Origin of the sequence: Pseudomonas sp. GD04015 (genome assembly GCF_029837675.1) — a bacterium.
GTDB lineage: Bacteria > Pseudomonadota > Gammaproteobacteria > Pseudomonadales > Pseudomonadaceae > Aquipseudomonas > Aquipseudomonas paralcaligenes.
The window spans coordinates 58,422-78,637 of record NZ_JAOEEE010000022.1 but is presented as its reverse complement, the minus strand read 5'-3'; the positions used below and the strand labels follow the sequence as shown (position 1 = coordinate 78,637).

At 67.4% G+C, this 20,216-nt stretch carries 22 protein-coding genes; 5 read left to right on the top strand and 17 right to left on the bottom strand.

From position 1 onward, the window contains the following. The 4 genes from N7640_RS17660 to N7640_RS17645 all read right to left on the bottom strand — a co-directional run. Window positions 1-1,642, bottom strand: a 1,642-nt coding sequence (locus tag N7640_RS17660; RefSeq protein WP_279906215.1) for a bifunctional protein-serine/threonine kinase/phosphatase, incomplete at its 3' end; no start/stop codon positions are given. Window positions 1,643-1,827: 185 nt separating this feature from the next. Beyond that, entirely contained in the window at window positions 1,828-3,039 is a 1,212-nt protein-coding gene (locus N7640_RS17655; RefSeq protein WP_220815129.1) for a nitrate/nitrite transporter, read from the bottom strand. A gap of 410 nt (window positions 3,040-3,449) precedes the next feature. Further along, on the bottom strand, window positions 3,450-3,920 hold the full coding sequence (locus N7640_RS17650; RefSeq protein ID WP_279906055.1) for a cytochrome C: 471 nt from the start codon (window positions 3,918-3,920) through the stop codon (window positions 3,450-3,452). A gap of 211 nt (window positions 3,921-4,131) precedes the next feature. Then, window positions 4,132-4,572, bottom strand: coding sequence for a thioesterase family protein (locus N7640_RS17645; protein ID WP_279906056.1), 441 nt, complete (start codon window positions 4,570-4,572; stop codon window positions 4,132-4,134). A gap of 135 nt (window positions 4,573-4,707) precedes the next feature. Here N7640_RS17645 and pyrF point away from each other — a divergent pair, with 135 nt between their 5' ends. Together pyrF and N7640_RS17635 are read left to right on the top strand one after the other, a co-directional pair. After that, window positions 4,708-5,403 carry an orotidine-5'-phosphate decarboxylase gene (gene pyrF / locus N7640_RS17640; protein ID WP_279906058.1) on the top strand — a complete coding sequence of 232 codons (696 nt, stop codon included), beginning with the start codon at window positions 4,708-4,710 and terminating at the stop codon, window positions 5,401-5,403. A 176-nt stretch (window positions 5,404-5,579) separates the two neighbouring features. Beyond that, the gene (locus tag N7640_RS17635) at window positions 5,580-6,341 is read left to right on the top strand and encodes an SDR family oxidoreductase (protein ID WP_279906059.1); all 762 of its coding nucleotides are present in this window, start codon (window positions 5,580-5,582) and stop codon (window positions 6,339-6,341) included. A 146-nt stretch (window positions 6,342-6,487) separates the two neighbouring features. Here N7640_RS17635 and N7640_RS17630 read toward each other — a convergent pair whose 3' ends face one another. After that, the gene (locus N7640_RS17630; RefSeq protein ID WP_279902577.1) at window positions 6,488-9,205 is read right to left on the bottom strand and encodes a cation-transporting P-type ATPase; all 2,718 of its coding nucleotides are present in this window, start codon (window positions 9,203-9,205) and stop codon (window positions 6,488-6,490) included. A 216-nt stretch (window positions 9,206-9,421) separates the two neighbouring features. On the opposite strand from N7640_RS17630, the gene N7640_RS17625 reads away from it, so the two are divergent. Then, window positions 9,422-10,318 (top strand): bile acid:sodium symporter family protein, encoded by an 897-nt coding sequence (locus tag N7640_RS17625; protein WP_279902576.1) that lies wholly within the window; start codon window positions 9,422-9,424, stop codon window positions 10,316-10,318. A gap of 126 nt (window positions 10,319-10,444) precedes the next feature. Here the strand turns inward: N7640_RS17625 and N7640_RS17620 are convergent, their stop codons facing one another. From N7640_RS17620 to N7640_RS17570, 11 genes are all read right to left on the bottom strand, one after another. Then, window positions 10,445-11,551, bottom strand: a complete 1,107-nt coding sequence (locus N7640_RS17620; RefSeq protein WP_279902575.1) for a response regulator — start codon at window positions 11,549-11,551, stop codon at window positions 10,445-10,447. Further along, the gene (locus N7640_RS17615) at window positions 11,541-13,304 is read right to left on the bottom strand and encodes an ATP-binding protein (protein WP_279902574.1); all 1,764 of its coding nucleotides are present in this window, start codon (window positions 13,302-13,304) and stop codon (window positions 11,541-11,543) included. Before N7640_RS17615 ends, N7640_RS17620 begins: the two co-directional genes overlap by 11 nt. After that, complete coding sequence (locus tag N7640_RS17610; protein ID WP_279902573.1) at window positions 13,297-14,271, bottom strand: SpoIIE family protein phosphatase; 975 nt, start codon at window positions 14,269-14,271, stop codon at window positions 13,297-13,299. Before N7640_RS17610 ends, N7640_RS17615 begins: the two co-directional genes overlap by 8 nt. After that, window positions 14,268-14,666: an ATP-binding protein gene (locus N7640_RS17605; protein ID WP_279902572.1), complete on the bottom strand. Its 399-nt coding sequence runs from the start codon at window positions 14,664-14,666 to the stop codon at window positions 14,268-14,270. The genes N7640_RS17610 and N7640_RS17605 overlap by 4 nt, the downstream gene beginning before the upstream one ends. Continuing rightward, window positions 14,626-15,051, bottom strand: coding sequence for an STAS domain-containing protein (locus N7640_RS17600; RefSeq protein ID WP_220815118.1), 426 nt, complete (start codon window positions 15,049-15,051; stop codon window positions 14,626-14,628). Before N7640_RS17600 ends, N7640_RS17605 begins: the two co-directional genes overlap by 41 nt. Before the next feature lie 10 nt (window positions 15,052-15,061). Beyond that, window positions 15,062-15,904, bottom strand: a complete 843-nt coding sequence (locus tag N7640_RS17595; RefSeq protein ID WP_220815117.1) for an STAS domain-containing protein — start codon at window positions 15,902-15,904, stop codon at window positions 15,062-15,064. 237 nt (window positions 15,905-16,141) lie between these two features. Beyond that, a complete protein-coding gene (locus tag N7640_RS17590) occupies window positions 16,142-16,522 on the bottom strand; it encodes a hypothetical protein (protein WP_279902571.1) in 381 nt (126 codons plus the stop codon). Between the two features lie 22 nt (window positions 16,523-16,544). Further along, a complete protein-coding gene (locus N7640_RS17585; RefSeq protein WP_279902570.1) occupies window positions 16,545-16,934 on the bottom strand; it encodes a hypothetical protein in 390 nt (129 codons plus the stop codon). An 83-nt stretch (window positions 16,935-17,017) separates the two neighbouring features. Then, a complete protein-coding gene (locus tag N7640_RS17580; protein ID WP_279902569.1) occupies window positions 17,018-17,257 on the bottom strand; it encodes a hypothetical protein in 240 nt (79 codons plus the stop codon). Further along, window positions 17,257-17,868, bottom strand: a complete 612-nt coding sequence (locus N7640_RS17575) for an NAD(P)H-binding protein (protein WP_279902568.1) — start codon at window positions 17,866-17,868, stop codon at window positions 17,257-17,259. The genes N7640_RS17580 and N7640_RS17575 overlap by 1 nt, the downstream gene beginning before the upstream one ends. A 3-nt stretch (window positions 17,869-17,871) precedes the next feature. After that, on the bottom strand, window positions 17,872-18,090 hold the full coding sequence (locus N7640_RS17570; RefSeq protein ID WP_279902567.1) for a hypothetical protein: 219 nt from the start codon (window positions 18,088-18,090) through the stop codon (window positions 17,872-17,874). Between the two features lie 387 nt (window positions 18,091-18,477). Here N7640_RS17570 and N7640_RS17565 point away from each other — a divergent pair, with 387 nt between their 5' ends. Together N7640_RS17565 and N7640_RS17560 are read left to right on the top strand one after the other, a co-directional pair. Continuing rightward, complete coding sequence (locus N7640_RS17565; protein WP_279902566.1) at window positions 18,478-19,104, top strand: hypothetical protein; 627 nt, start codon at window positions 18,478-18,480, stop codon at window positions 19,102-19,104. 9 nt (window positions 19,105-19,113) lie between these two features. Continuing rightward, window positions 19,114-19,479 (top strand): hypothetical protein, encoded by a 366-nt coding sequence (locus N7640_RS17560; protein WP_279902565.1) that lies wholly within the window; start codon window positions 19,114-19,116, stop codon window positions 19,477-19,479. 7 nt (window positions 19,480-19,486) lie between these two features. On the opposite strand, the gene N7640_RS17555 is transcribed toward N7640_RS17560, so the two are convergent. Continuing rightward, entirely contained in the window at window positions 19,487-20,008 is a 522-nt protein-coding gene (locus tag N7640_RS17555; protein WP_279902564.1) for a GNAT family N-acetyltransferase, read from the bottom strand. Between the last annotated feature and the right edge of the window lie 208 nt (window positions 20,009-20,216).

Below are 20,216 nucleotides of genomic sequence, written 5' to 3'. Positions count from 1 at the left end.
TCAGGTTGACCAGCAGGGACAGCAACGCCACCCCACGCCAGACCTTCAGCGGTTCGCGCTCCAGCAGCGGCCGCGGACGCACGCCGAGCGCCTGGCGCTCGCCCTGTTCCAGGGCCAGCAGCCATTCCTCGGCCGTCTCGAAACGCTCGCCCGGGCTGGCGGCCACGGCGCGCAGCAGGCCGTCGTCGAGCCAGGCCGGCAGGTCCGGGCGGTAGCGGCTGGGTGCGGCGGGCTTGCCGAAGCGCGGGTGCTGGAAGGCCTCGATCTCGCCGTAGGGGTAGTGGCCGGTGAGCAGCCGGTAGAGGGTGACGCCGGCGGCGTAGAGGTCCTGGCGGTGGTCCGGGGAGGCGCCGGCGAAGGACTCGGGGGCGATGTAGCTGGGCGTGCCGGGCAGGGCGTGCTGCTCGTCGCGGGACAGGCCGGGGCAGTAGGCCAGGCCGAAGTCGAGCAGGCGCAGTTCGCCGTCGTCGCACCACAGCAGGTTCTCCGGCTTGATGTCGCGGTGCAGGATGTTGCGCCGGTGCAGCAGGCCCAGGGCGCGGAGCAGGCGCGGGGCCAGGTCGAGCCATTCCGGCAGGCCCAGCGGGCCGGACAGGCGCAGGTGCTCGGCCAGGGTCTGGCCGGCGTATTCGCGCTGCACGTAATAGAGGTGCTGGCGCTGCGGCAGCGGGTGTGCCTCGGGGAAATGGCGGCCGGCCACCCGGCGCAGGAACCATTCCTCCTGCAGTAGGGCCGGCCCGGCCTGGACTTCGTCGTGACGGCTGGGCGGCAGGGTCTTGAGCAGCCAGCGCCGGGCCTGGGTGTCGCGCACCCGGTAAACCAGCGACTGGCGCGACTCGGCCAGCAGGCGCTCGACCTGCCAGCCCTCGAAGTCCTGGCCCTCGCGCAGCTTGGGCGGCAGCGGCCACTGCTGCAGCTGGGCCAGGGTGTCGGCCAGCCCGCTCTCCGGCAGGGCGTCGACCCGGACCAGCACGGCGCTGGCGTTGTCCTGGCTGCCGGCCAGGTGGGCGGCGGCGACCAGCGCCTGGCAGGCGGCGGCCGGGTCGTCCTCGTCGAGCAGCAGGCGGCGGATGCCGGCGTCGCCCAGGGCCGACCAGACGCCGTCGCTGACCAGCAGGTAGCGCTCGCCCTCGCGCAGATCGCCCTCCAGGTAATCCACCACCAGGTGCTGGTCCAGGCCCAGGGCGCGCTTGAGCACGTGCTGCATGCCCGGCTGCTCCCACACGTGGTCCTCGCTGAGGCGCTCCAGTTCGCCGGCGTGCCAGCGGTAGGCGCGGCAGTCGCCGACGTGGGCCAGGGTGAAGCGCCGCCCGCGCAGGACCAGGGCGGAGAGGGTGGTGAGCAACGGCTGGCCGCCACCGTTGGCCTGCAGCCAGCGGTTGTGGGCGACCAGCAGGCGATCCAGCGACTGGGCCACGGCCCAGGTCTCGGGGGTGGAGTAGTAGTCCAGCGCCAGGGCCTGCAGGGTGGCGCGGGCGGCCAGGCCGCCGTCGGCGCACTGGCTGACGCCATCGGCCAGGGCGAACAGGAAGCCCTTGCTGGTCGCCAGGGCCGGCGCCGGGGTAACCACGCGGATGGCGTCCTGGTTCTCCGCGCGGGGGCCGGTGGCGGTGGCTTCGCCGAAGCTCAGTTGCAGGGCCATGCGGGTTCTCTGTGGTGGCGGATGCGCAGGGCGCACCCTGCGGGCGTTTGGGACAAAGGCGGGGCCGGTGTGGCTCCGGAGCGTTGCCGCTCCGCCTTTCCTGACCAGTGCGATGAGCGTCGGCCGGCTCCGCCTTTGTCGCAAACGTCCTTGCGGGCGCCGGGCGAACCCGGCGCCCGCAAGGGCTACACGCGGGCGGCGGTGACGGCGGCCGAGCCCCAGGTGGTGCGCCAGCGCAGCTTGACGCCGTGCAGGCCGAACCAGGCCAGCACGCCGAGGCTGGCGAACAGCCACAGGCCGAGCTGGTAGTCGCCGGTGGTCTGCTTGATGGCGCCGAGCCCGGCGGTCAGGCAGAAGCCGCCGATGCCGCCGGCCATGCCGATCAGCCCGGTCATCACGCCGATCTCCCGGCGGAAGCGCTGGGGCACCAGCTGGAATACCGCGCCGTTGCCGGCGCCCAGGCTGAGCATGGCGAGCACGAACAGGGCCAGGGCGGCGTAGGCGCTGGGCAGGTTGAAGCCGACGGCGGCGATGCACACGGAGGCGCAGGTGTACATCACCAGCAGCGAGCGGATGCCGCCGATGCGGTCGGCCAGGGCGCCGCCCAGCGGGCGCATCAGGCTGCCGGCGAACACGCAGGCGGCGGTGTAGTATCCGGCCTTGACCGGGTCGAAGCCGTACTGGTCGTGGAAGTAGCCGGGCAGGGTGCTGGCCAGGCCGAGGAAGCCGCCGAAGGTCACGCTGTAGAAGAACATGAACCACCAGCTGTCGCGGTCGCCGAGGGCCTTGAGGTAGTCGCCCAGCGCCTTCGGCTCGGGGCGGGTCGGCGCGTTGCGGGCCACGCCGGCGAAGATGACCAGGGTCAGCACCAACGGGATCAGCGCCAGGCCGAACACGTTGTTCCAGCCGAAGCTGGCGGCCAGCACCGGGGCGAACAGCGCGGCCAGCACGGTGCCGGAGTTGCCGGCCCCGGCGATGCCCATGGCCTTGCCCTGGTGCTGCGGCGGGTACCACTGGGAGGCCAGCGGTAGGGCCACCGCGAAGGAGGCGCCGGCGAAGCCTAGGAACAGGCCGAGCAGCAGTGCCTGCTGGTAGTTGTGGATGCCGTGCTGCCAGGCCACCGCCAGGGCGGCGATTACGATCACCTGGCCGACCAGGCCGGCGCTCTTCGGCGAGGTGCGGTCGGCCAGCAGACCCATCAGGAAACGCAGCACCGCGCCGGCCAGGATCGGCGTGGCGACCATCATGGCGCGTTGCTGGGTGGTCAGGCCCAGGTCGCTGGCGATCTGCACGCCCAGCGGGCCGAGCACGTACCAGACCATGAAGCTCAGGTCGAAATAGAGGAACGCGGCGAACAGCGTCGGGGCGTGGCCGGCCTTCCAGAAACTCGTATTCATCCAACACCTCGTCATCGAGTGAAAATCCCGCCGGCGGCGCGGCGAAGTGGTCGTGGACACGCCACCGCGCCGCCGAGGGGAGAGCCCGGCGCTTGTGGCGCCGGGCCCCGTGGCCGAAGCCACAGACAGTTGAGAGAGTGACCGGCGGGCGTCCGGATCGCGGCCTACCCACCGCCCCATGCACTGGGGCTGAAACGCAAAAGGCGCCGCACCACTGACCGCCGGAGCGGGATGGTGCGACGCCTTTGTCGTATCGGTGGCAACCGCCATTGGATGCCTTGGCAGGGCTTGAGCAAGACTCGGGCCAAGCCGCGAATCCCTGGTAAATCGCCTCTTGGGAGGTATTCGGGTGGTTCGCCTGGTGCAAGACGGTGCGTGCCGTGCGGCAGGCGCACCGAGTCGGGGCGCGATCAGGGGGCTGGCGGCACCGGGAAGCGCACCACCGGGCCGTTCGGCTCCTGGCCCGGCGGCAGCGCGGCGGGCGCCGGCTGGCCGGCCTCGCCGAGCTGGACGACGAAGCGGTGGATGCTGCGCAGGTCGTCTTCGCTCATCAGATGCAGGGCGCGGTTGGGCATCGGCGGGCGGTAGCTGGCGCCGCGCGCCAGGCGTATCCACTGCTCCTCGCTGAGCTTCGGCAGCAGCAGGCGCAGGTTGCTCGGGTAGGTGGTGCCCCAGGGGCCGCTCCAGCCGAGGTTGTCTCCGGTCAGCCAGGCGCTTTGCGGCACCTGCTCCGGCGCCATGGAATAGCCGGCGGTGTGGCAGTCGTTGCAGCCCGCCACCTCGACCAGATAGCGGCCGTGCTCGGCGGAGGGCTCGGCCCGGGCCGTCAGTGCGCAGAACAGGATGACGAGGGCGGAAAGGGAAGGGGTGGTGCGGGGCATGGCGTCGGCTCGCTGAATGTCGGAGCCCCGTTATCCCCGGTCAGCGTTCGCCGAGCGTTCGTACCGCCGCAGAACCTGCTTACGAACGCCTGAATTAGAGCCAGGCAAGGCAAAAGTGGCCGAAAAAGCGCAGTTTACGAAGTGTAAATGAGCATTTTGAGGCCGCTTTCAACACAGCCTGGCCGCGAGTCAGGCGATTGCAGGCAGGTTCTCAGTCCAGCCAGTTGACCTCGGGGAAGGTGGCGCTGAAGGCCTCCGGCATCGCTATCACCTTGCCCTGGCGGTAGTCGAAGAACACGAAGCCGGACTTGGCCAGCGCGATCAGGGTGTCGTCCGCCGGGCGGGTGATGCGGAAGATGATGTCGCCGCCGTAGCGGTTGAAGTCCATCACCCCGACCTCGAACAGCAGCTGGTCGCGGGCGTGGGACTCGGCGCGGTACATGGTGGCCAGGTCGGTGACGATGATGCCCTGCTGGCTGTCGGTCTCGCGGATGCCGGAATCGAACAGGAAGCGTGCCCGGGCCTCGGAGATCATCGATATCATGGCGTCGTTGCCCAGGTGGTTGCTGGCGTTGATGTCGGTGCTGCGCACGGTCATGTGGGTGCTGTAGCGGAACTGCTGCTGCGAGAAGTCGAGCTGGAGACGGGCCATGGATCACTGCTGCCTGGTCTGGGAAAAATGGCGCCAGTCTACCGCCTGCATCGCGCATTTCCAGCGGCCGACGATCTGACCGCGGCCCCCGGCTTCCGCTACAATGCCGCGGTTTTCGATTCCTGCGAGCCCGCCATGTCCTGCCAGACCCCGATCATCGTTGCCCTCGACTTCCCCTCCCGTGACGCGGCCCTGGCCCTGGCCGACCAACTCGACCCGAAGCTGTGCCGGGTCAAGGTGGGCAAGGAGCTGTTCACCAGCTGCGCCGCGGAAATCGTCTCGACCCTGCGCGAGCGCGGCTTCGACGTGTTCCTCGACCTGAAATTCCACGACATCCCCAACACCACCGCCATGGCGGTCAAGGCGGCGGCGGAGATGGGTGTGTGGATGGTCAACGTGCACTGCTCCGGCGGCCTGCGCATGATGGCGGCCTGCCGCGAGACGCTGGACAGGTTCAATGGCCCGAAGCCGCTGCTGATCGGCGTGACCGTGCTGACCAGCATGGAGCGCGAGGACCTGGCCGGCATCGGCCTGGACGTGGAGCCGCAGGAGCAGGTGCTGCGCCTGGCCGCCCTGGCCGCCCGCGCCGGCATGGACGGCCTGGTCTGCTCGGCCCAGGAGGCGCCGGCGCTGAAGATCGCCCAACCGGGCCTGCAGCTGGTGACCCCAGGCATCCGCCCCGCCGGCAGCGCGGTCGACGACCAGCGCCGCATCCTCACCCCGGCCCAGGCCCTGCAGGCCGGCTCCGACTACCTGGTGATCGGCCGCCCGATCAGCCAGGCCGCCGACCCGGCCAGGGCGCTGGCCGAGATCGTCGCCCAGCTGGGCTGAAGCGCCGCCACGCCATCCCGGATTGCATCCGGGCTACGTCCGAAGCGTGATGGAGCATGGGGCGCTCCATCATTCCTCTGGATGATCCGGCACATCGCACCCTGATAGTGCTGCTCGCCGCGGTCCGCGCTGGCTAGACTCTTCGCCCACTTCCAACTCCCTGCGAGGATGCAGACATGAGCATGACGTTCTCGGGCAAGGTCGCCCTGGTCACCGGCGGCGCCGCTGGCATCGGCCGTACCACGGCACTGGCGTTCGCCGCCGAAGGGCTGCAGGTGGTGGTCTCCGACGTCGACACGACGGGCGGCGAGGGCACCGTACAGGCCATCCGCGACGCTGGTGGCGAAGCGACCTTCGTGCGTTGCGACGTGACCCGCGACGCCGAGGTGCAGGCGCTGATGGCGCAGGTCGTTGCCACCTACGGCCGCCTGGACTACGCCTTCAACAACGCCGGCATCGAGATCGAGAAGGGCAAGCTGGCCGAGGGCAGCGAGGCCGAGTTCGACGCCATCATGGGCGTCAACGTCAAAGGCGTGTGGCTGTGCATGAAGCACCAGCTGCCGCTGCTGCTGGCCCAGAGTGGCGGCGCCATCGTCAACACCGCCTCGGTCGCCGGCCTCGGCGCCGCGCCGAAGATGAGCATCTACGCCGCCTCCAAGCACGCGGTGATCGGTCTGACCAAGTCGGCCGCCATCGAGTACGCCAAGAAGAAGATCCGGGTGAACGCGGTGTGCCCGGCGGTGATCGACACCGACATGTTCCGCCGCGCCGCCGAGGCCGACCCGAAGAAGGCCGAGTTCGTCGCCGCCATGCACCCGGTCGGCCGCATCGGCAAGCCGGAGGAGATCGCCGCCGCGGTGCTGTACCTGTGCAGCGACGCCGCCGCCTTCACCACCGGCCACAGCCTGGCCGTGGATGGCGGTTCCACGGCCATCTGAGTCGAGAATCGGCGCGGGTTTCACCCGCCCTACGGCGCTGAAACGCTTGTCAGTGCCGAAGCTCTTGTGGGAGCGGCCTTGGCCGCGAACTTCGCGGCCAAGGCCGCTCCCACAGAACTTGCCTTCACACCTCGCTGGCATAGCACTCAGGACAACCCCAGGCGCCGATCCAGCCCGCTGCGGCGGATGATCCACTTCTCCAGCTCGGCGACGCAGAACACCATCAGCCCGGCCGCCACGATCTTCAGCCACTCGCCGGCCGCCAGGTCGGTGGAGCCGAACACCGCCTGCAGCGGCCCCCAGTAGGTGAAGGCCAGCTGCAGCGGGATGCACGCGGCGATCGCCATCAGCACGTAGGGGTTGCCCAGCAGGCCGCGGCGGTTGAGCGCCGGCGCCAGGATGTAGCGGCTGTTTATCAGGTAGAACATCTCCGACACCACCACCGCGTTGACCGCAATGGTCCGTGCCTGCTCCACGCTGGTGCCGGCCTGCAGCTCCCAGTAGAACAGGCCGAAGGCGCCGAACATCATCAGCACCGACACCAGCAGCACGCGCCAGACGAAGAAGCCCGACAGCAGCGGCGTGCCCGGCGGGCGAGGGCGGCGGCCCATGATGTCGCCCTCGGCGGGTTCGAAGGCCAGGGCCAGGCCCAGGGTGCTGGAAGTGACCATGTTGATCCACAGCACCTGGGCCGGGCTCAGCGGCAGGGTGAGCTGGAGCAGGATCGCGGCGATCACCACCAGCGCCTCGCCGCCGTTGGTGGGCAGCATGAACAGGATGAACTTCTTCAGGTTGTCGTAGACCGCGCGTCCCTCGCGCACGGCGCGGACGATGGTGGCGAAGTTGTCGTCGGCCAGCACCACGTCCGAGGCCTCCTTGGCCGCCTCGGTGCCCTTGAGGCCCATGGCGACGCCGACGTCGGCGCGCTTGAGCGCCGGCGCGTCGTTGACCCCGTCGCCGGTCATCGCCACCACCTGGCCGTCGTCCTGCAGCGCCTGCACCAGGCGCAGTTTGTGCTCGGGGCTGGCGCGGGCGAACACGTCGATCTCCATGGCGACCCGGCGCAGCGCGCTCTCGTCCATCATCGCCACCTCGGCGCCGGTCACCGCCGGCTTGCCGACGCCGATGGCCAGCTGCGCGCCGATGGCGCGGGCGGTCTCGGCGTGGTCGCCGGTGATCATCTTCACCCGCACGCCGGCCCGGTGGCAGTCGGCGATGGCGGCGATGGCCTCGTCGCGCGGCGGGTCGATGATGCCGACCAGAGCCAGCAGGGTGAAGCCCTCCTGAGTGTCGTCGAAGTCCAGGCTGAGGGTGTCCGGCCCAACCGGCTTGCGCGCCAGGGCCAGCAGGCGCAGGCCCTGGGCGGCGGTGTCGGTGGCCATGCGTCGCCAGTGGTCGGCGTCCAGCGGCTGCTCCAGGCTGCCGTGGCCGAGCTGGCGGTCGCACATTTCGAGGATGCGCTCCGGCGCGCCCTTGACCAGTATCCAGCGCTCGTCGTCGAGGCCGCGGTGCAGGGTGGCCATGAAGCGGTGCTGGGACTCGAAGGGGATGCTGTCCAGGCGCGGCCAGGCGCTGCAGATCGGGTCGTGCTCGTGGCGGCACTTGCTGCCGAGCACCAGCAGCGCGCCCTCGGTGGGGTCGCCTTCGACCTGCCACAGGCCGTCGTCGTCGCGCATACGCGCGTCGTTGCACAGCACGCCAGCGCGGATCGCCCATTCGAGGGCGGGGTAGTGGCCGACCTCGACCTTGCGCCCGTCGACGCTGAGGTCGCCGACCGGCGCATAGCCGACGCCGCCGACATCGAACACGTGGCCGGCGCAGACCACGCGCTGCACGGTCATCTCGTTGCGGGTCAGGGTGCCGGTCTTGTCCGAGCAGATCACCGTCACCGAACCCAGGGTCTCCACCGCCGGCAGGCGGCGCACGATGGCGTGGCGCCGGGCCATGCGCTGCACGCCGAGGGCGAGGGTGACGGTCATGATCGCCGGCAGCCCCTCGGGAATCGTCGAGGCGACCAGGGCCACCACCATCATGAACATCTCTTCCGGCGAATGGCCGCGCCACAGGGTGCCGAGGACGAAGGTGAGGGCGCCGATGGCGAGAATGGCGATGGCCAGCATGCGGCCGAAACGGTCGATCTGGCGCAGCAGCGGCGTCGCCATCATGCGCACACCGGCGAGCATGCGGTTGATCTGGCCCAGCTCGGTGGCCACGCCGGTGCCGACCACCACGCCGGTGGCCTGGCCGTAGACCACCAGGGTGCCGGAGTAGGCCATGCCGTAGCGGTCGCCCAGCGGCGCGTCCTCCGCCACCGCGTCGACGGCCTTCTCCACCGGCAGGGATTCGCCGGTGAGCGCGGCTTCCTCGACCCGCAGCTCCTTCACCGCGATCAGCCGCAGGTCGGCCGGCACGCGGTCGCCGGAGGCGAGCAGCACCAGGTCGCCGGGCACCAGCTCGCCGGCATCGATCTCCTGGCGCTTGCCGGCGCGGATCACCGTGGCGTGGGGCGAGAGCATGGCGCGGATGGCGTCCAGCGCGGCCTCGGCCTTGCCCTCCTGGATGAAGCCGATGATGGCGTTGATCAGCACCGCCGCCAGCAGCACGCCGGTGTCGACCCAGTGGCCGAGCAGGGCGGTGACCAGGGCGGCGGCCATCATCACGTACAGCAGGATGTTGTGGAACTGCAGCAGCAGACGCATCAGCGGGCCGCGCCGCTTGGGCGGGGTCAGGCGGTTGGGGCCGTATTGCTGCAGGCGCTGGTCGACTTCCGCCGGATCGAGCCCGCCGGGGCCGGTGGCCAGTTCGCGCTGGACCTCTTCGGCCGCGAGGGCATGCCAGGAGGGGGGACTGGTCTGTTCGCTCATGCGGGGATTCCTTCGCTCTCTTTTATTACACGCTGGGCGAGCAGCGGGGCGTCGGTCTTGACCCAGAGCAAGGCTAGACGGCATCGCCGGCCCTGGTTGCCGGCGAATTTTTTGCATTCTGTAACGAGAAACCCTCATGTTTGGCACGATCGGCCAGTTACATCGCCTAACCGTCTCGTCAAGAATCGGGGCGGTTCAATCGGAGATACAAGAATAATGACCGCTTCGCCCTTGCTGACCGCGTTCCTCCCCATTGCCCTCGGCATCATCATGCTCGGGCTGGGCCTGTCCCTGACCCTGGCCGACTTCGCCCGGGTGGTGAAATTTCCCAAGCCGGTGCTGATCGGCCTCGTCTGCCAGATCCTGCTGCTGCCGTTCCTGTGCTTCCTGATCGCCAAGGGCTTCGGCCTGGCGCCGGCGCTGGCGGTCGGCCTGATGCTGCTGGCGGCCTCGCCCGGCGGCACCTCGGCCAACCTCTACAGCCACCTGGCCCACGGCGACGTGGCGCTGAACGTGACCCTCACGGCGGTCAACTCGGTGATCGCCATCCTCACCATGCCATTCATCGTCAACCTGTCGCTGGCCTACTTCATGGAGGGTGACCAGGCCATTCCGCTGCAGTTCGCCAAGGTGGTGCAGGTGTTCGCCATCGTCCTCGGCCCGGTGGCCATCGGCATGGTGATCCGCAGGCTGGCGCCGGGTTTCGCCCAGGCCATGGAGAAGCCGGTGAAGATCATTTCCGCGCTGTTCCTGGTGCTGGTGATCGTGCTGGCCTTCGTCAAGGACTGGCAGACCGTGGTCGAGTACGCCCCGGTGGTCGGCGTGGCGGCGCTGCTGTTCAACCTGATCAGCCTGGGGGTCGGCTACTTCGTCCCGCGCCTGCTCAAGCTGCCGCAACGCCAGGCCGTGGCCATCGGCATGGAGATCGGCATCCACAACGGCACCCTGGCCATCGCCCTGGCGCTGAGCCCGTCGCTGCTGAACAACCCGACCATGGGCATCCCGGCGGCCATCTACAGCTTCTTCATGTTCTTCACCGCCGCCGCCTTCGGCTGGTGGGTCAACTACGCCCACGGCAAGGAACTGGCCGAGGAGGCTAAGGCGGCAGGCTGATCCCTTCTGTAAACGAAAACGCCCGGGCATGCCCGGGCGTTTTTCATTGCTCATCTTTCTCGGTTCGCGCGGCCTATCTGCTGACAGCAATCGCAAGATGCGCCTTTCGAGGCCGCGCAGGGGCTACTACCTGATCGACACCGGCAACTGCAGCTCGACCTGGGCCATGCCGTCGGCGTTGCCGAAGCGCACCTGGCCGCCGAAGCTTTCGATGAGCGCCTTGACGATCGGCAGGCCCAGGCCCCAGCCCTTGGTGTCGCTGCGGCTGGAGATGAAGTAGGGCGTGGCGAGGTTGCTCAGCACTTCCTCGGGGAACGCTCCCCGGTTGCTGACCACCAGCCGCACCCAGTCGCCCTCGCGGCGCTGCTCGATGTGGATGGGTTCGCCCTCGACGCCGTGCTTGGCGGCGTTGCCCACCAGGTTGTCGAGAATCCGCAGGAAGGCCGCCCGGTCCCATTCCACCACGCCCGAGTCCTCGTCGATGCGCAGCTGCAGCGGGTTCTCCACCTGCAGCGCCAGGTTGGCCGTGGCATCGCGCAGCAGGGCGGGCAGCTCCAGCGGCTCGCCGCTGAGCTTGATGCCGCCGCCGACGCTGACGTGGGAGATGTCCAGCAGGTTGGCCACCATTTCGTCGATACGCTTGAGGTTCTCCTGCAGCACGTCCAGCAGTTGCTCGGTGCGCCGCGCCGGGTTGCGCTGCATCAGGCCGGTGGCCATCACCGCCGCGGCCAGCGGCGAGCGCAGGTCGTGGCTGAACGAGCGCATGAAGCGTTCGAGCATGATCTTTTCCTTGCCCAACTGCTCGTTGCGCGCCTCGGCCCAGTTGCGCTGGCGCTCGACCCGCTCCAGCCGGGTGTTGCTCTTGAGCAGGCTGGTGATGGTGGCCATGACCTCTTCCGGGTTGATCGGGTGGGTCAGGTAGGCACGGGCGCCGGTGTTGAGACCGGTGGCCTTGTCCTTGCCGCTGATGAAGGTGGCGGAGATGTTGATGATCGCCGGCAGGCGCGCCGGGCCGAGGACCTGCTCGGCCCGCTGGATCAGCTCGAAGCCGGTCATGTCCGGCAGGTTGATGTCGAGGATCACCAGGTCGACGCCCTCGACCATCAGCGCCAGGCCCGCGGCGCCGGTGCCGGCCTCGAGGATCTGGAAGTTCGACTCGCTGGCGAGGATCTTGCGCAGCACGTAGCGGTTGGCTTCCATGTCGTCGACGATGAGGACTCGTCTAGTACGCATCGCGTTGCTCCTCCGCCAGGCGCCGCACATGGTGCAGGACCTGCTCCGGGTAATCGGGACGGGACTTGTGCAGGATAGCCCGGCACTGGCGGCCGAGGCGCTCCAGCATGGTGTCGTCGAGCGCCTTGGCGGTATTGACCAGGACCCGCGCGTGCATGCTCCAGTCCATGCTCTCCAGCAGGTCCTCGCCGGCGATGTCCGGCAGGTCGAGGTCGAGGAAGATGATGTCCGGGCGGATGGCGTGCAGCTTGTCGATGCTCGACGCCGCCGTGACGGCCTCGATGATCACCGGGTGGTAGGGCTGCAGCAGGCGCGAGAGCAGGTAGCGGTCGGCTTCGCTGTCGTCGATCAGGAGGATGTTGATGCCCTCGAGGTCGAGCGTGGCCGGTTCGCCGTCGACGCTGCCGTGGCGGCGGTCGACCCGCAGCAGGAAGCGGCTGCCCTGGCCCAGCTCGCTGTTCAGGCTGATCTCGCCATGCAACAGGGCGGCCAGGCGCCGCGCCAGGGGCAGGCCGAGGCCGGTGCCCTGGATCTGGGTGCGGCTCGGGTTGCGCACGCGGAGGAATTCCTCGAACACCCGGGCGTGGTTCTCCGGGGCGATGCCGATGCCGGTGTCTTCCACCAGGAACTCGACGCTGTCCTCGTCCGGCAGGTAGGCGCGCACGCAGACCCGGCCGGACGGGGTGTACTTGAAGGCATTGCCGATCAGGTTGCGCATGATCTGGAACAGCCGGTGACGGTCGGTCTCCAGCTCCACGTCATGCGGCGCGCCGGCCACTTCCCAGTCCAGCGCCGGGAAGCGCTGGGACAGCGCACCGACGAACTGGCGCAGCTGCTCGACGAAATCGCCGAGGGTGAAGCGTACCGGCGTGATCTCGATGCGCCCGGACTCGGCCTCGGAGATGTCGAGCAGCTCGTTGACCAGGTCGGACAGCTCGGAGGCCGCGTCGCTGATGAACGACACCTGCTTGTACTGCTCGGGATTGAGCGGGCCGTCGATACCCTTGAGCAGCAGCTTGCTGATGTTCTCGACGATGTTGATCGGCGTGCGGATCTCGTGGGTCATGTTGGCGAAGAAGCGGCTCTTCGACTCGCTCGCCTCGCGCACTTCCTCGGTGGCCTTCTCCAGCTCGGAATAGAGCGCCACCACGCCCTTGTTGGTGTTTTCCAGCTCCTGGTTGGTAGCTTCCAGCTCCTGCTGCTTGGTCTGCAGCTCGGCGGCGGTCAGCATCAGTTCGGTGCCGCGCACTTGCAGCTCGATGTAGGGGTCGGCCGCGCCTTCGTCCTGCAACTGGTCGCGGATCGCGCCGATCCGCGACGGCGTGGGGAAGGGGCGGGGCGGATGGATCAGCTTGCGTGCGCGGATGCGGGTGCCCCTGGCCGAGGTCTCGATGTCGAAGTCGTCCATCAGCCGCTGGGCGCCGCGCAGGCCGATACCCATGCCGGTGGGCGAGACGTAGCTGCCGTCGAGGATGCGCTCTATCGCGGCGATGCCCGGACCCTGGTCCACGGCCTCGAAGCAGAGGCCGGCTAGCTGGCCGGCGGCGTTTTCCGCCAAGTCGAAATGGAAGGTGCCCTGGCCCGCGTACTGGAACACGTTGCGCGCCAGTTCCGACACGGCGGTGGCGAAGCGGATCTGCTCCAGCTGGGGCAGTTCGAGCCAGCCGGCGATGCGCTTGGCGCTCTGCCGGCAGGCGACCACGTCGGTTTCCTCGCGGATGTGCAGGGTGGCGATACGCCGTGTGTCATGCATGCTTCATCACCACCACCGTCGCGTCGTCGTTATGGCGCCTGAAGTCGCGGTGGATCACCGCGGCGATCACCGCCGGATGCCGCCTGGCCAGGCCGGGGTAGGCGGACAGGTCGTGGCGGGTATTGATGCCGTCGGACGCCAGCATCATCAGCGTGTCCGGCGACCAGGGATAGCTGAAGCTCTGGATGCGGCCGATCCGGTAGCCCACCGTGCCGTTGCCGGAGACCATGCTGCGGCTGCGGCCGTCGTGCAGCACACCGGCGATGTTGCCCATGCCGCAGAAGCGCACCTGGGCCTGCTCCGGCAGTATCTCGGCCAGGGCCACGGCGCCGCCGCGGGTCGAGGCCAGCGCTCGGTGCAGGCGTTCGAGCAGGTTCTCCAGCGGCAGCGCCGGGTCGTGCTGGAGGAACAGCTGGCGCGCCTTGCCGCTGGCCGCGTGGGCGGCGTGGCCGTGGCCGAGGCCGTCGCACACCAGCACGCGGTTGTCCTTCACCGCCCAGGCATCGCCGCTGACCTCTTCGCCCGGGTAGGGCGTGCACAGGCCCGCCGACAGCAGTGGCGCCGGCACCGGGCGGAAGCGGAACTGGGCGAACACCACCGTGCCCTGGCCCGGCTGGGAGTAGATGTCGAAACGGTCGGACAGCCGGCTGATGGCACCCAGGCCGGCGCCCAGGGTGCCGGTGGTGGAATAGCTGTCGGTGAGGCAGCGGGCGACGTCGGCCATGCCGGGGCCGCGGTCGACCGCCAGCAGCTCCAGGCGCTCGTCGTCCTGGTAATGGAACATTTCGCCGCCATTGGCGTGCAGCACCAGGTTGCGCGCCATCTCCTGCACCACCACGGCGACGCGGCCGGTCAGCGTCTCGTCATCGCACAACTGGCCGGCGTGGCGGACCACGGCGCGGCGCACGGCGTCCGCGTGTGCCTCGTGGGTCACCGCATGGGCGAACTGGAGGGGGCGCTCGATCATTTCCACTTCCACAGTTCCACCGTCGTGCCGAGGCCGGGCTGGCTCTCGATAGAGAATTCGTCCACCAGCCTCCGCGAGCCGCTGAGGCCCAGCCCCAGGCCGCTGCCCGAGGTGTAGCCGTCGACCAGCGCGCGTTCGATGTCGGCGATGCCGGGACCCTGGTCGGAAATGACCAGGCGCAGCGCGGTGCGCCCGCTGCGCAGGGTGGTTTCGAGCAGGCACTCGCCGCCGCCACCGTAGATCAGCGCGTTACGCGCGATCTCGCTGGCCGCGGTGACGATCTTGGTCTGCGAGACCAAGCCCAGGCGAGCCTCCTCGGCCGCCTTGCGCACCTGCTGGCGGATGAGGACGATGTCAGTTTCCTGTTTCAGTGGGAGCGTCTGTGTCTTCGTCACTCTCGGGCTCCCCGGCGATATCGTCCTCGCTGACACTGTTTTCCAGCCAGCGCATGCCTTTTTCGATGTTCAGTGCGGTGGCGATGCCATCCAGCGACAGCCCCAGCTCGACCAGGGTGATGGCCACCGCGGGCTGCATGCCGACGACGATGACCTTGGCGTCGAGGATCCTCGACACGTTGGCGATGTGGGACAGCATGCGGCCGATGAACGAGTCGACGATCTCCAGCGAAGAGATGTCGATGAGCACGCCCTTGGCCTTGTGCCGCACGATCTGCTCGGTGAGGTCTTCCTGCAGGTCCATGGCCAGCTGGTCGTGCATGTCCACCTGGATGCTCAGCAGCAGGTATCTGCCCATCTTGAGAATCGGAATGCGATCTACCATGGCGGGCTCCTCAGCGCGTCTTTTCCACGCGGGTCATGCGGACGTTCAGCTCCTTGAGGGCCAGCTTGAAGGCGTCGACCAGGGAGGCCTTGGTCACCACGTCGCCCAGTTCCACGCCGAGGTGGACGATGGTGGCGGCGATCTGCGGGCGGATGCCGCTGATGATGCACTTGGCGCCCATCAGCTTGGCGGCGGTGATGGTCTTGAGCAGGTGCTGGGCGACCATGGTGTCCACGGTCGGCACGCCGGTGATGTCGATGATGGCGATGTCGGACTCGGTCTCGACGATCTTCTCCAGCAGCGCCTCCATCACGATCTGCGTGCGGTTGCTGTCCAGCGCCCCGATCAGTGGCACGGCCAGCACGCCGTCCCACAGCTGGACCACGGGGGTAGACAGCTCCAGCAGGCTTTCCTGCTGTTCGCGGATGACCAGCTCGCGGCCGGCCATGAAGTATTCGAGGCTGAACAGACCGAGCTTGTCGATCAGCTTGCTGAGCAGCCAGACCAGTTCGATGGCCTTTTCGCCCTGGTTCTGTATCAGGTCGAACAGCGGTTCCTTGAGGGAGAACACGAAGGTGGCGGTCTCGGACGGGCTGAAGCCCTGGCGGGCCTGGCTCACCGACAGGCGTTCGAGCTGCGCCTTGAGCGGCTTCCAGGCCGGGTCCTCGATACTGTCCGAGCCCTGGGCGAGGGCCATGATGAAGGCCTTGATCAGCTCCCGGGAGTTCTCCTCCACGGTGTTCTCGTCGATCAGGTCGACGCGGATGCCGGCGACGCGCTGGGCGGCCATCCATTTTTCCAGCAGGTTCTGTTCGTTCTGTTTGAGCAGCTCGGCAAGCACGGAGACGGACATCGCGGATTTCCTTGTCGCAGGGGCTTAGGTGGCGGGAACACTAGCATCCCGCCGATCGCTGCGTACCAGCGATTTGGCGGATGGCCATTATCGGGATCGCACAACGGACCCGCCGGGTCCTGAATGGGTTCAACCTTTCTTCGAGATCGGCTGCCGTGCAGACGTAGGGTGCGCCGTGCGCACCGGGCATGCGTGGCCTCCCGGTGCCCACTGTGCACCCTGTGGCGTTCACCACCGCTAGATGAAACCTGGCTGGTGGCGCTGGGCAATGTAGTCCAGCGGCAGCGCCGCCGACCGGATGAAGAAGCTGGCCAGTTCGGTCTCCACCACGGTCTGGTTGACCGAGTCCGGCGCCGCCTCCAGGCGCTCGGTCTCGGCGCCGTAGCATTTCTCGTGCAGCACCTGCGCGGTGCCTGGCAGCGCGACGATGCGGTAGTGGCAGGGCGCGCCATCGCTCGGCCGCTTGAGCCGCAGGGCCAGTTCGCCGCCCTGGCGCGCCACCTCGGCCAGCAGGCCGTTGTGCCGCGCATAGTCGACGGCTTCCTCGAAATGCACCTGCACCGCGTCCAGGGCGTCGCTCAGGGCGGGTTGGGCAGTGGCGTCGTCGATCACAGGCATGGCTCGGATCTCCATGGGCGCGTCAGGCCGCGCCCTGTTGCCGCGGCAGTTCCGCCATCGCGCCAAGCGGCAGGGCGGTGGCCCTGATGAAGAATTCCGCCAGCTCGTCTTCCACCAGGCTGTCGCGGATCGACTCCAGCGATGCCTCGCGGCGCTCCACTTCGTCGCCATAGACCTTCTCGTGCAGCACCAATCCACGCTCCGCGAGGGCGCCGATGCGGTAGCTGCACGGGGTGCCGTCGCTCGGCCGGGTCAGGCTCAGGCGCAGCTCGGTGCGCCCGGAGTTGGTCAGCAGGGTGCGCGCCTGCAGGCCGTTGACGTAGGCGCAATGGGCGGCTTCCTCGAAGTGATGCGCGGCGTGCTCCACCAGGGCCGCCAGCAGGGCTTCACGGAAGATTCTCTCGTTGTTCATCTCTCGCCTTACCTTGTTGATCTTTTCGGAATGGCGTTTTCGACAGGGCTGCCCGCCGCGAGTGCCGGGAATTTCGTCGGCCGTCAGCGGTGCGCGAAGTGATGCGCGGCCCGGTACGCCGGCGACAGCACCGGGCGCGGCAGCTTCGGCCGTTGTGCCGGGCGGCGCTTGCCAGTGTTGCGCGGCGCCGGCGCGCGTTCCACCGGCCGCGGCTGGCTGTAGGTGGCGTGGCGGCGGGCGATGCGCAGCATGCCCCAGAGCATGGCGGCGGCTACCAGAAACCAGGCCGAGATCATGAGCAGAATGATGCTTTCCGGTCCCATCAGCGGACTCCTTCTTCTGCGATGCGCACACGCTCGCGAACGTGCAGCGCCAGGTTCATCTCATCCAGCAGCCCCGCGGCGAAGCGGCGCAAGGCCTGGGCGGCCTCGCTCGGTTGCAGGAAGTCATCGGGCCCCAGCGTCTCGTCGGGGCGCACGGGCGCCTCCACCAGGGTCCAGGCCAGCGGGCTGGCGATCAGCCGCTCGCGCAGGTGGCATACCGGGGCGGCGGCGGAGCCACCGCCCTCATCGAGCCAGGCGAAGTCGTCGACCACCAGCAGGCGCTTCACGCCGGCCACCTCCAGGCCGTCGAGCAGGGCCAGCAGGGTCTTGAACACCAACTGGAAGTCGTCCCGCGCGTCGCCCGGCAGTTCCTCGCCCAGCAGGCAGACCACGGTGTCCATCCCGGCCACGGCGCGGTTCACCTCGATGGCGTCGGCGGGCGTGCCGCCTTTGGTGCGCAGGCCGGGGCGCGCCTGCAGTGCGTTGAGTTCGTCGACGATTGCCGTGACCTCGTACTGCCGGTGCAGCGCCTCCACCAGCACCGCGCTGCCCAGGCTGCCCCGGGCGCCGTAGACGGCCAGCTTGGTTGCCGAGGTTTCGAGGTTCTTCATCGCTCAGGGCTGCAGGTGATGGGCGGGAGCGTCTTGCAGCTTGTCCACGTCGATCCGCGCCACCTGCACATCGGTGATGGCCCCGGCAGTCGCCCGGCTGTGCAGGGACCGCAGGTAGAACAGCGCCTGGTCGGGGGTCAGCGACTGGCTGTCCGCCTGCACGGTGGTCGATTGCGGCTGGTTGTCGAGGATGTAGCTGACCAGAAAGTCGTACTTCTTCATGCTCCCGCTCCGGTTTCCTGGCCCGAAGGCCTCTGGTGGGTAGACCACCGAAGGGCGGGGGGGAGTTCAAGGCGATTTCCGGCTAACCGTCGGCGAGCTGCGGCAAATGCATGGTGCTAGTGCGACAGTTTTCTCTGTGTGCCAGAGCGGGAATGTGGTTAGCAGCCCTTATCCGAGAGCGGGTGTGATTCTGAGCACCTGTTCTGTTACGGATCCAGTAATGGCGAACCATTTCACAATGGTCGAAATCGATAGTGATTCATTTTGAATTTCAAATTATATTTGTGCTTTAGCTTTACCGGCGAGCATGGATGCTGCGAAATGCTCTTGATATGAGTTGCTGCTATCACAGAGAAACTCGCACTTCGATCCATTGGGAATGTGTAAATGGACATACTAATTCCAATTGTTTTTCCTGATTACAAGGTTACTATAGAATTCAAGGAGTCCGAGGTGGATATATTTCCTTGGATGAAAATGGATAACTTCAAGACGCCGTCTTTCAAAAGCAAGCTTTCAAATCTAGGGCATGCGGGTGTCCTTTTCATAAACGGAAGAAACGGCACGAGTAAATACTATGAATATGGCAGATACGATCCGCCGGAAAACTTAGGCCTTGTGCGAAAAGCCAGAAATCTCCCTAACGTAAGGGTTTCCTCTGCTGGTATAGATTTCTCCACTCTGAAAGCGGCTCTTTCTTCCATCTCCAAGGTGTCGGGGGATTCTGGACGAATAGAGGGCGCATATATTGAAGTGAGCAACAAGTATAATGAAATGCTGCAACATGCTGAGCATCGCAAGGCTCAGAATGCCACTGCCAGTCGTAAAGCCTACGATACGGCAACTAATAATTGCATGCACTTTGTAAAAGAAATATCTGAAAAGGCTGGTGTGCCTACCCCATGGATGGTCGATCCACGGCCAAATTCATACATAAGTGAATTCAGAAGCAGCTTTCCTGATCTCGATTTTAAGAATGGATTGCTCGAGATAGAAGGAAAAGGCCGATATTAGGATGTTTCCATGGATATGCTCCTCGTACGTAATCTATGTTGTTGCCTCATGGCTTTATCACTCATCGTTGGTTGTGATGTAGAGATCTCCAAGAGCCATGAGTCACCACCAAAGCCCACCTCCGTTGCAGAGCAAGCGTTCTGGGTCGGCGGTCATGACGGCGGGGTGTTCGTGACCCTCAGCAAGGCCGGCGATCTGTACCAGGCAGAGATTCGCCATGCCTCGGGCGACCTGGCCTACCGGGGGCCGATGAGGCTACATCCCGCCGGTTCGGTCTTCGACCCCGACGCTCAGGGCGACTACATCGGCTGGGATGGCGATCATCTGTACCTGCGGGGCGACCGCTACCTGATCGTCGAAGAAGCCGAGCAATAGACCGCGCTCAGTCGGCGGAACCGCTCCGATCCGCGTGCCAGTACCAGAACAGGGCGATCTCGTGGCGGCCCTGGTGCGGCAGGCCGCGGTAAAGGTCGAGGTCGACGCCGCCGAGGCGGAAGCCGTGGCGTGCGTAGAGGCGGCAGGCCGCCACGTTGTTGTGCTGGGTCTCCAGCATGATGCCGGGCAGCTTGCGCGCCCGGCTCCAGTCCATCGCGTGGCGGAGCAGGGCGCTGGCCACGCCGGCGCGGCGCAGGTCGCGGGCGACGGCGATGTCTTCGATCAGCGCGTAGCCGTTCCAGGCCTCGGACAGGACGAGGGTCCCGGCCACCTGGCCGTCCAGGTAGGCGACGAACAGCTCGCCGCCGTCTTCCTCGTCTTCGTCGGCGTAGGTCTTCTCGTAGGGTTCCACGGCCACGATGTCGTAGGTGAAGGCGCCTTCGTGGAAGCCGAGCCGCAGCTCCCCGGTGACGGTGAAGCTGCGGTCGAATGTGGGCGCTGGGCCCTCGACGGGGAGGATGGTGATCATGATGCGTGCTCCCGGCCGGCTTCACGGAGCAGATGTTCGACGAGGTCGGCCTGGGAGCCCGCTGTGAGGGCTGTCTCGATCATGGCTATGTCCCCGTTAGTTGTTGCACGCCTTGTGGGAGCGGATTTATCCGCGAATTTCGCGGCCAAGGCCGCTCCCACAAGAGCAGAATGGCGCCACCAACACGTAACGGGTACATAGCCTCGAT

Excerpts from the sequence above, each read along its gene's own strand:
- N7640_RS17655 (WP_220815129.1), bottom strand. The coding sequence starts at position 3,039 with ATGAATACGAGTTTCTGGAAGGCCGGCCACGCCCCGACGCTGTTCGCC.
- N7640_RS17650 (WP_279906055.1), bottom strand. The coding sequence starts at position 3,920 with ATGCCCCGCACCACCCCTTCCCTTTCCGCCCTCGTCATCCTGTTCTGC.
- N7640_RS17645 (WP_279906056.1), bottom strand. The coding sequence starts at position 4,572 with ATGGCCCGTCTCCAGCTCGACTTCTCGCAGCAGCAGTTCCGCTACAGC.
- pyrF (WP_279906058.1), top strand. The coding sequence starts at position 4,708 with ATGTCCTGCCAGACCCCGATCATCGTTGCCCTCGACTTCCCCTCCCGT.
- N7640_RS17635 (WP_279906059.1), top strand. The coding sequence starts at position 5,580 with ATGAGCATGACGTTCTCGGGCAAGGTCGCCCTGGTCACCGGCGGCGCC.
- N7640_RS17630 (WP_279902577.1), bottom strand. The coding sequence starts at position 9,205 with ATGAGCGAACAGACCAGTCCCCCCTCCTGGCATGCCCTCGCGGCCGAA.
- N7640_RS17625 (WP_279902576.1), top strand. The coding sequence starts at position 9,422 with ATGACCGCTTCGCCCTTGCTGACCGCGTTCCTCCCCATTGCCCTCGGC.
- N7640_RS17620 (WP_279902575.1), bottom strand. The coding sequence starts at position 11,551 with ATGCGTACTAGACGAGTCCTCATCGTCGACGACATGGAAGCCAACCGC.
- N7640_RS17615 (WP_279902574.1), bottom strand. The coding sequence starts at position 13,304 with ATGCATGACACACGGCGTATCGCCACCCTGCACATCCGCGAGGAAACC.
- N7640_RS17610 (WP_279902573.1), bottom strand. The coding sequence starts at position 14,271 with ATGATCGAGCGCCCCCTCCAGTTCGCCCATGCGGTGACCCACGAGGCA.
- N7640_RS17600 (WP_220815118.1), bottom strand. The coding sequence starts at position 15,051 with ATGGTAGATCGCATTCCGATTCTCAAGATGGGCAGATACCTGCTGCTG.
- N7640_RS17595 (WP_220815117.1), bottom strand. The coding sequence starts at position 15,904 with ATGTCCGTCTCCGTGCTTGCCGAGCTGCTCAAACAGAACGAACAGAAC.
- N7640_RS17590 (WP_279902571.1), bottom strand. The coding sequence starts at position 16,522 with ATGCCTGTGATCGACGACGCCACTGCCCAACCCGCCCTGAGCGACGCC.
- N7640_RS17585 (WP_279902570.1), bottom strand. The coding sequence starts at position 16,934 with ATGAACAACGAGAGAATCTTCCGTGAAGCCCTGCTGGCGGCCCTGGTG.
- N7640_RS17580 (WP_279902569.1), bottom strand. The coding sequence starts at position 17,257 with ATGGGACCGGAAAGCATCATTCTGCTCATGATCTCGGCCTGGTTTCTG.
- N7640_RS17575 (WP_279902568.1), bottom strand. The coding sequence starts at position 17,868 with ATGAAGAACCTCGAAACCTCGGCAACCAAGCTGGCCGTCTACGGCGCC.
- N7640_RS17570 (WP_279902567.1), bottom strand. The coding sequence starts at position 18,090 with ATGAAGAAGTACGACTTTCTGGTCAGCTACATCCTCGACAACCAGCCG.
- N7640_RS17565 (WP_279902566.1), top strand. The coding sequence starts at position 18,478 with ATGGACATACTAATTCCAATTGTTTTTCCTGATTACAAGGTTACTATA.
- N7640_RS17560 (WP_279902565.1), top strand. The coding sequence starts at position 19,114 with ATGGATATGCTCCTCGTACGTAATCTATGTTGTTGCCTCATGGCTTTA.
- N7640_RS17555 (WP_279902564.1), bottom strand. The coding sequence starts at position 20,008 with ATGATCACCATCCTCCCCGTCGAGGGCCCAGCGCCCACATTCGACCGC.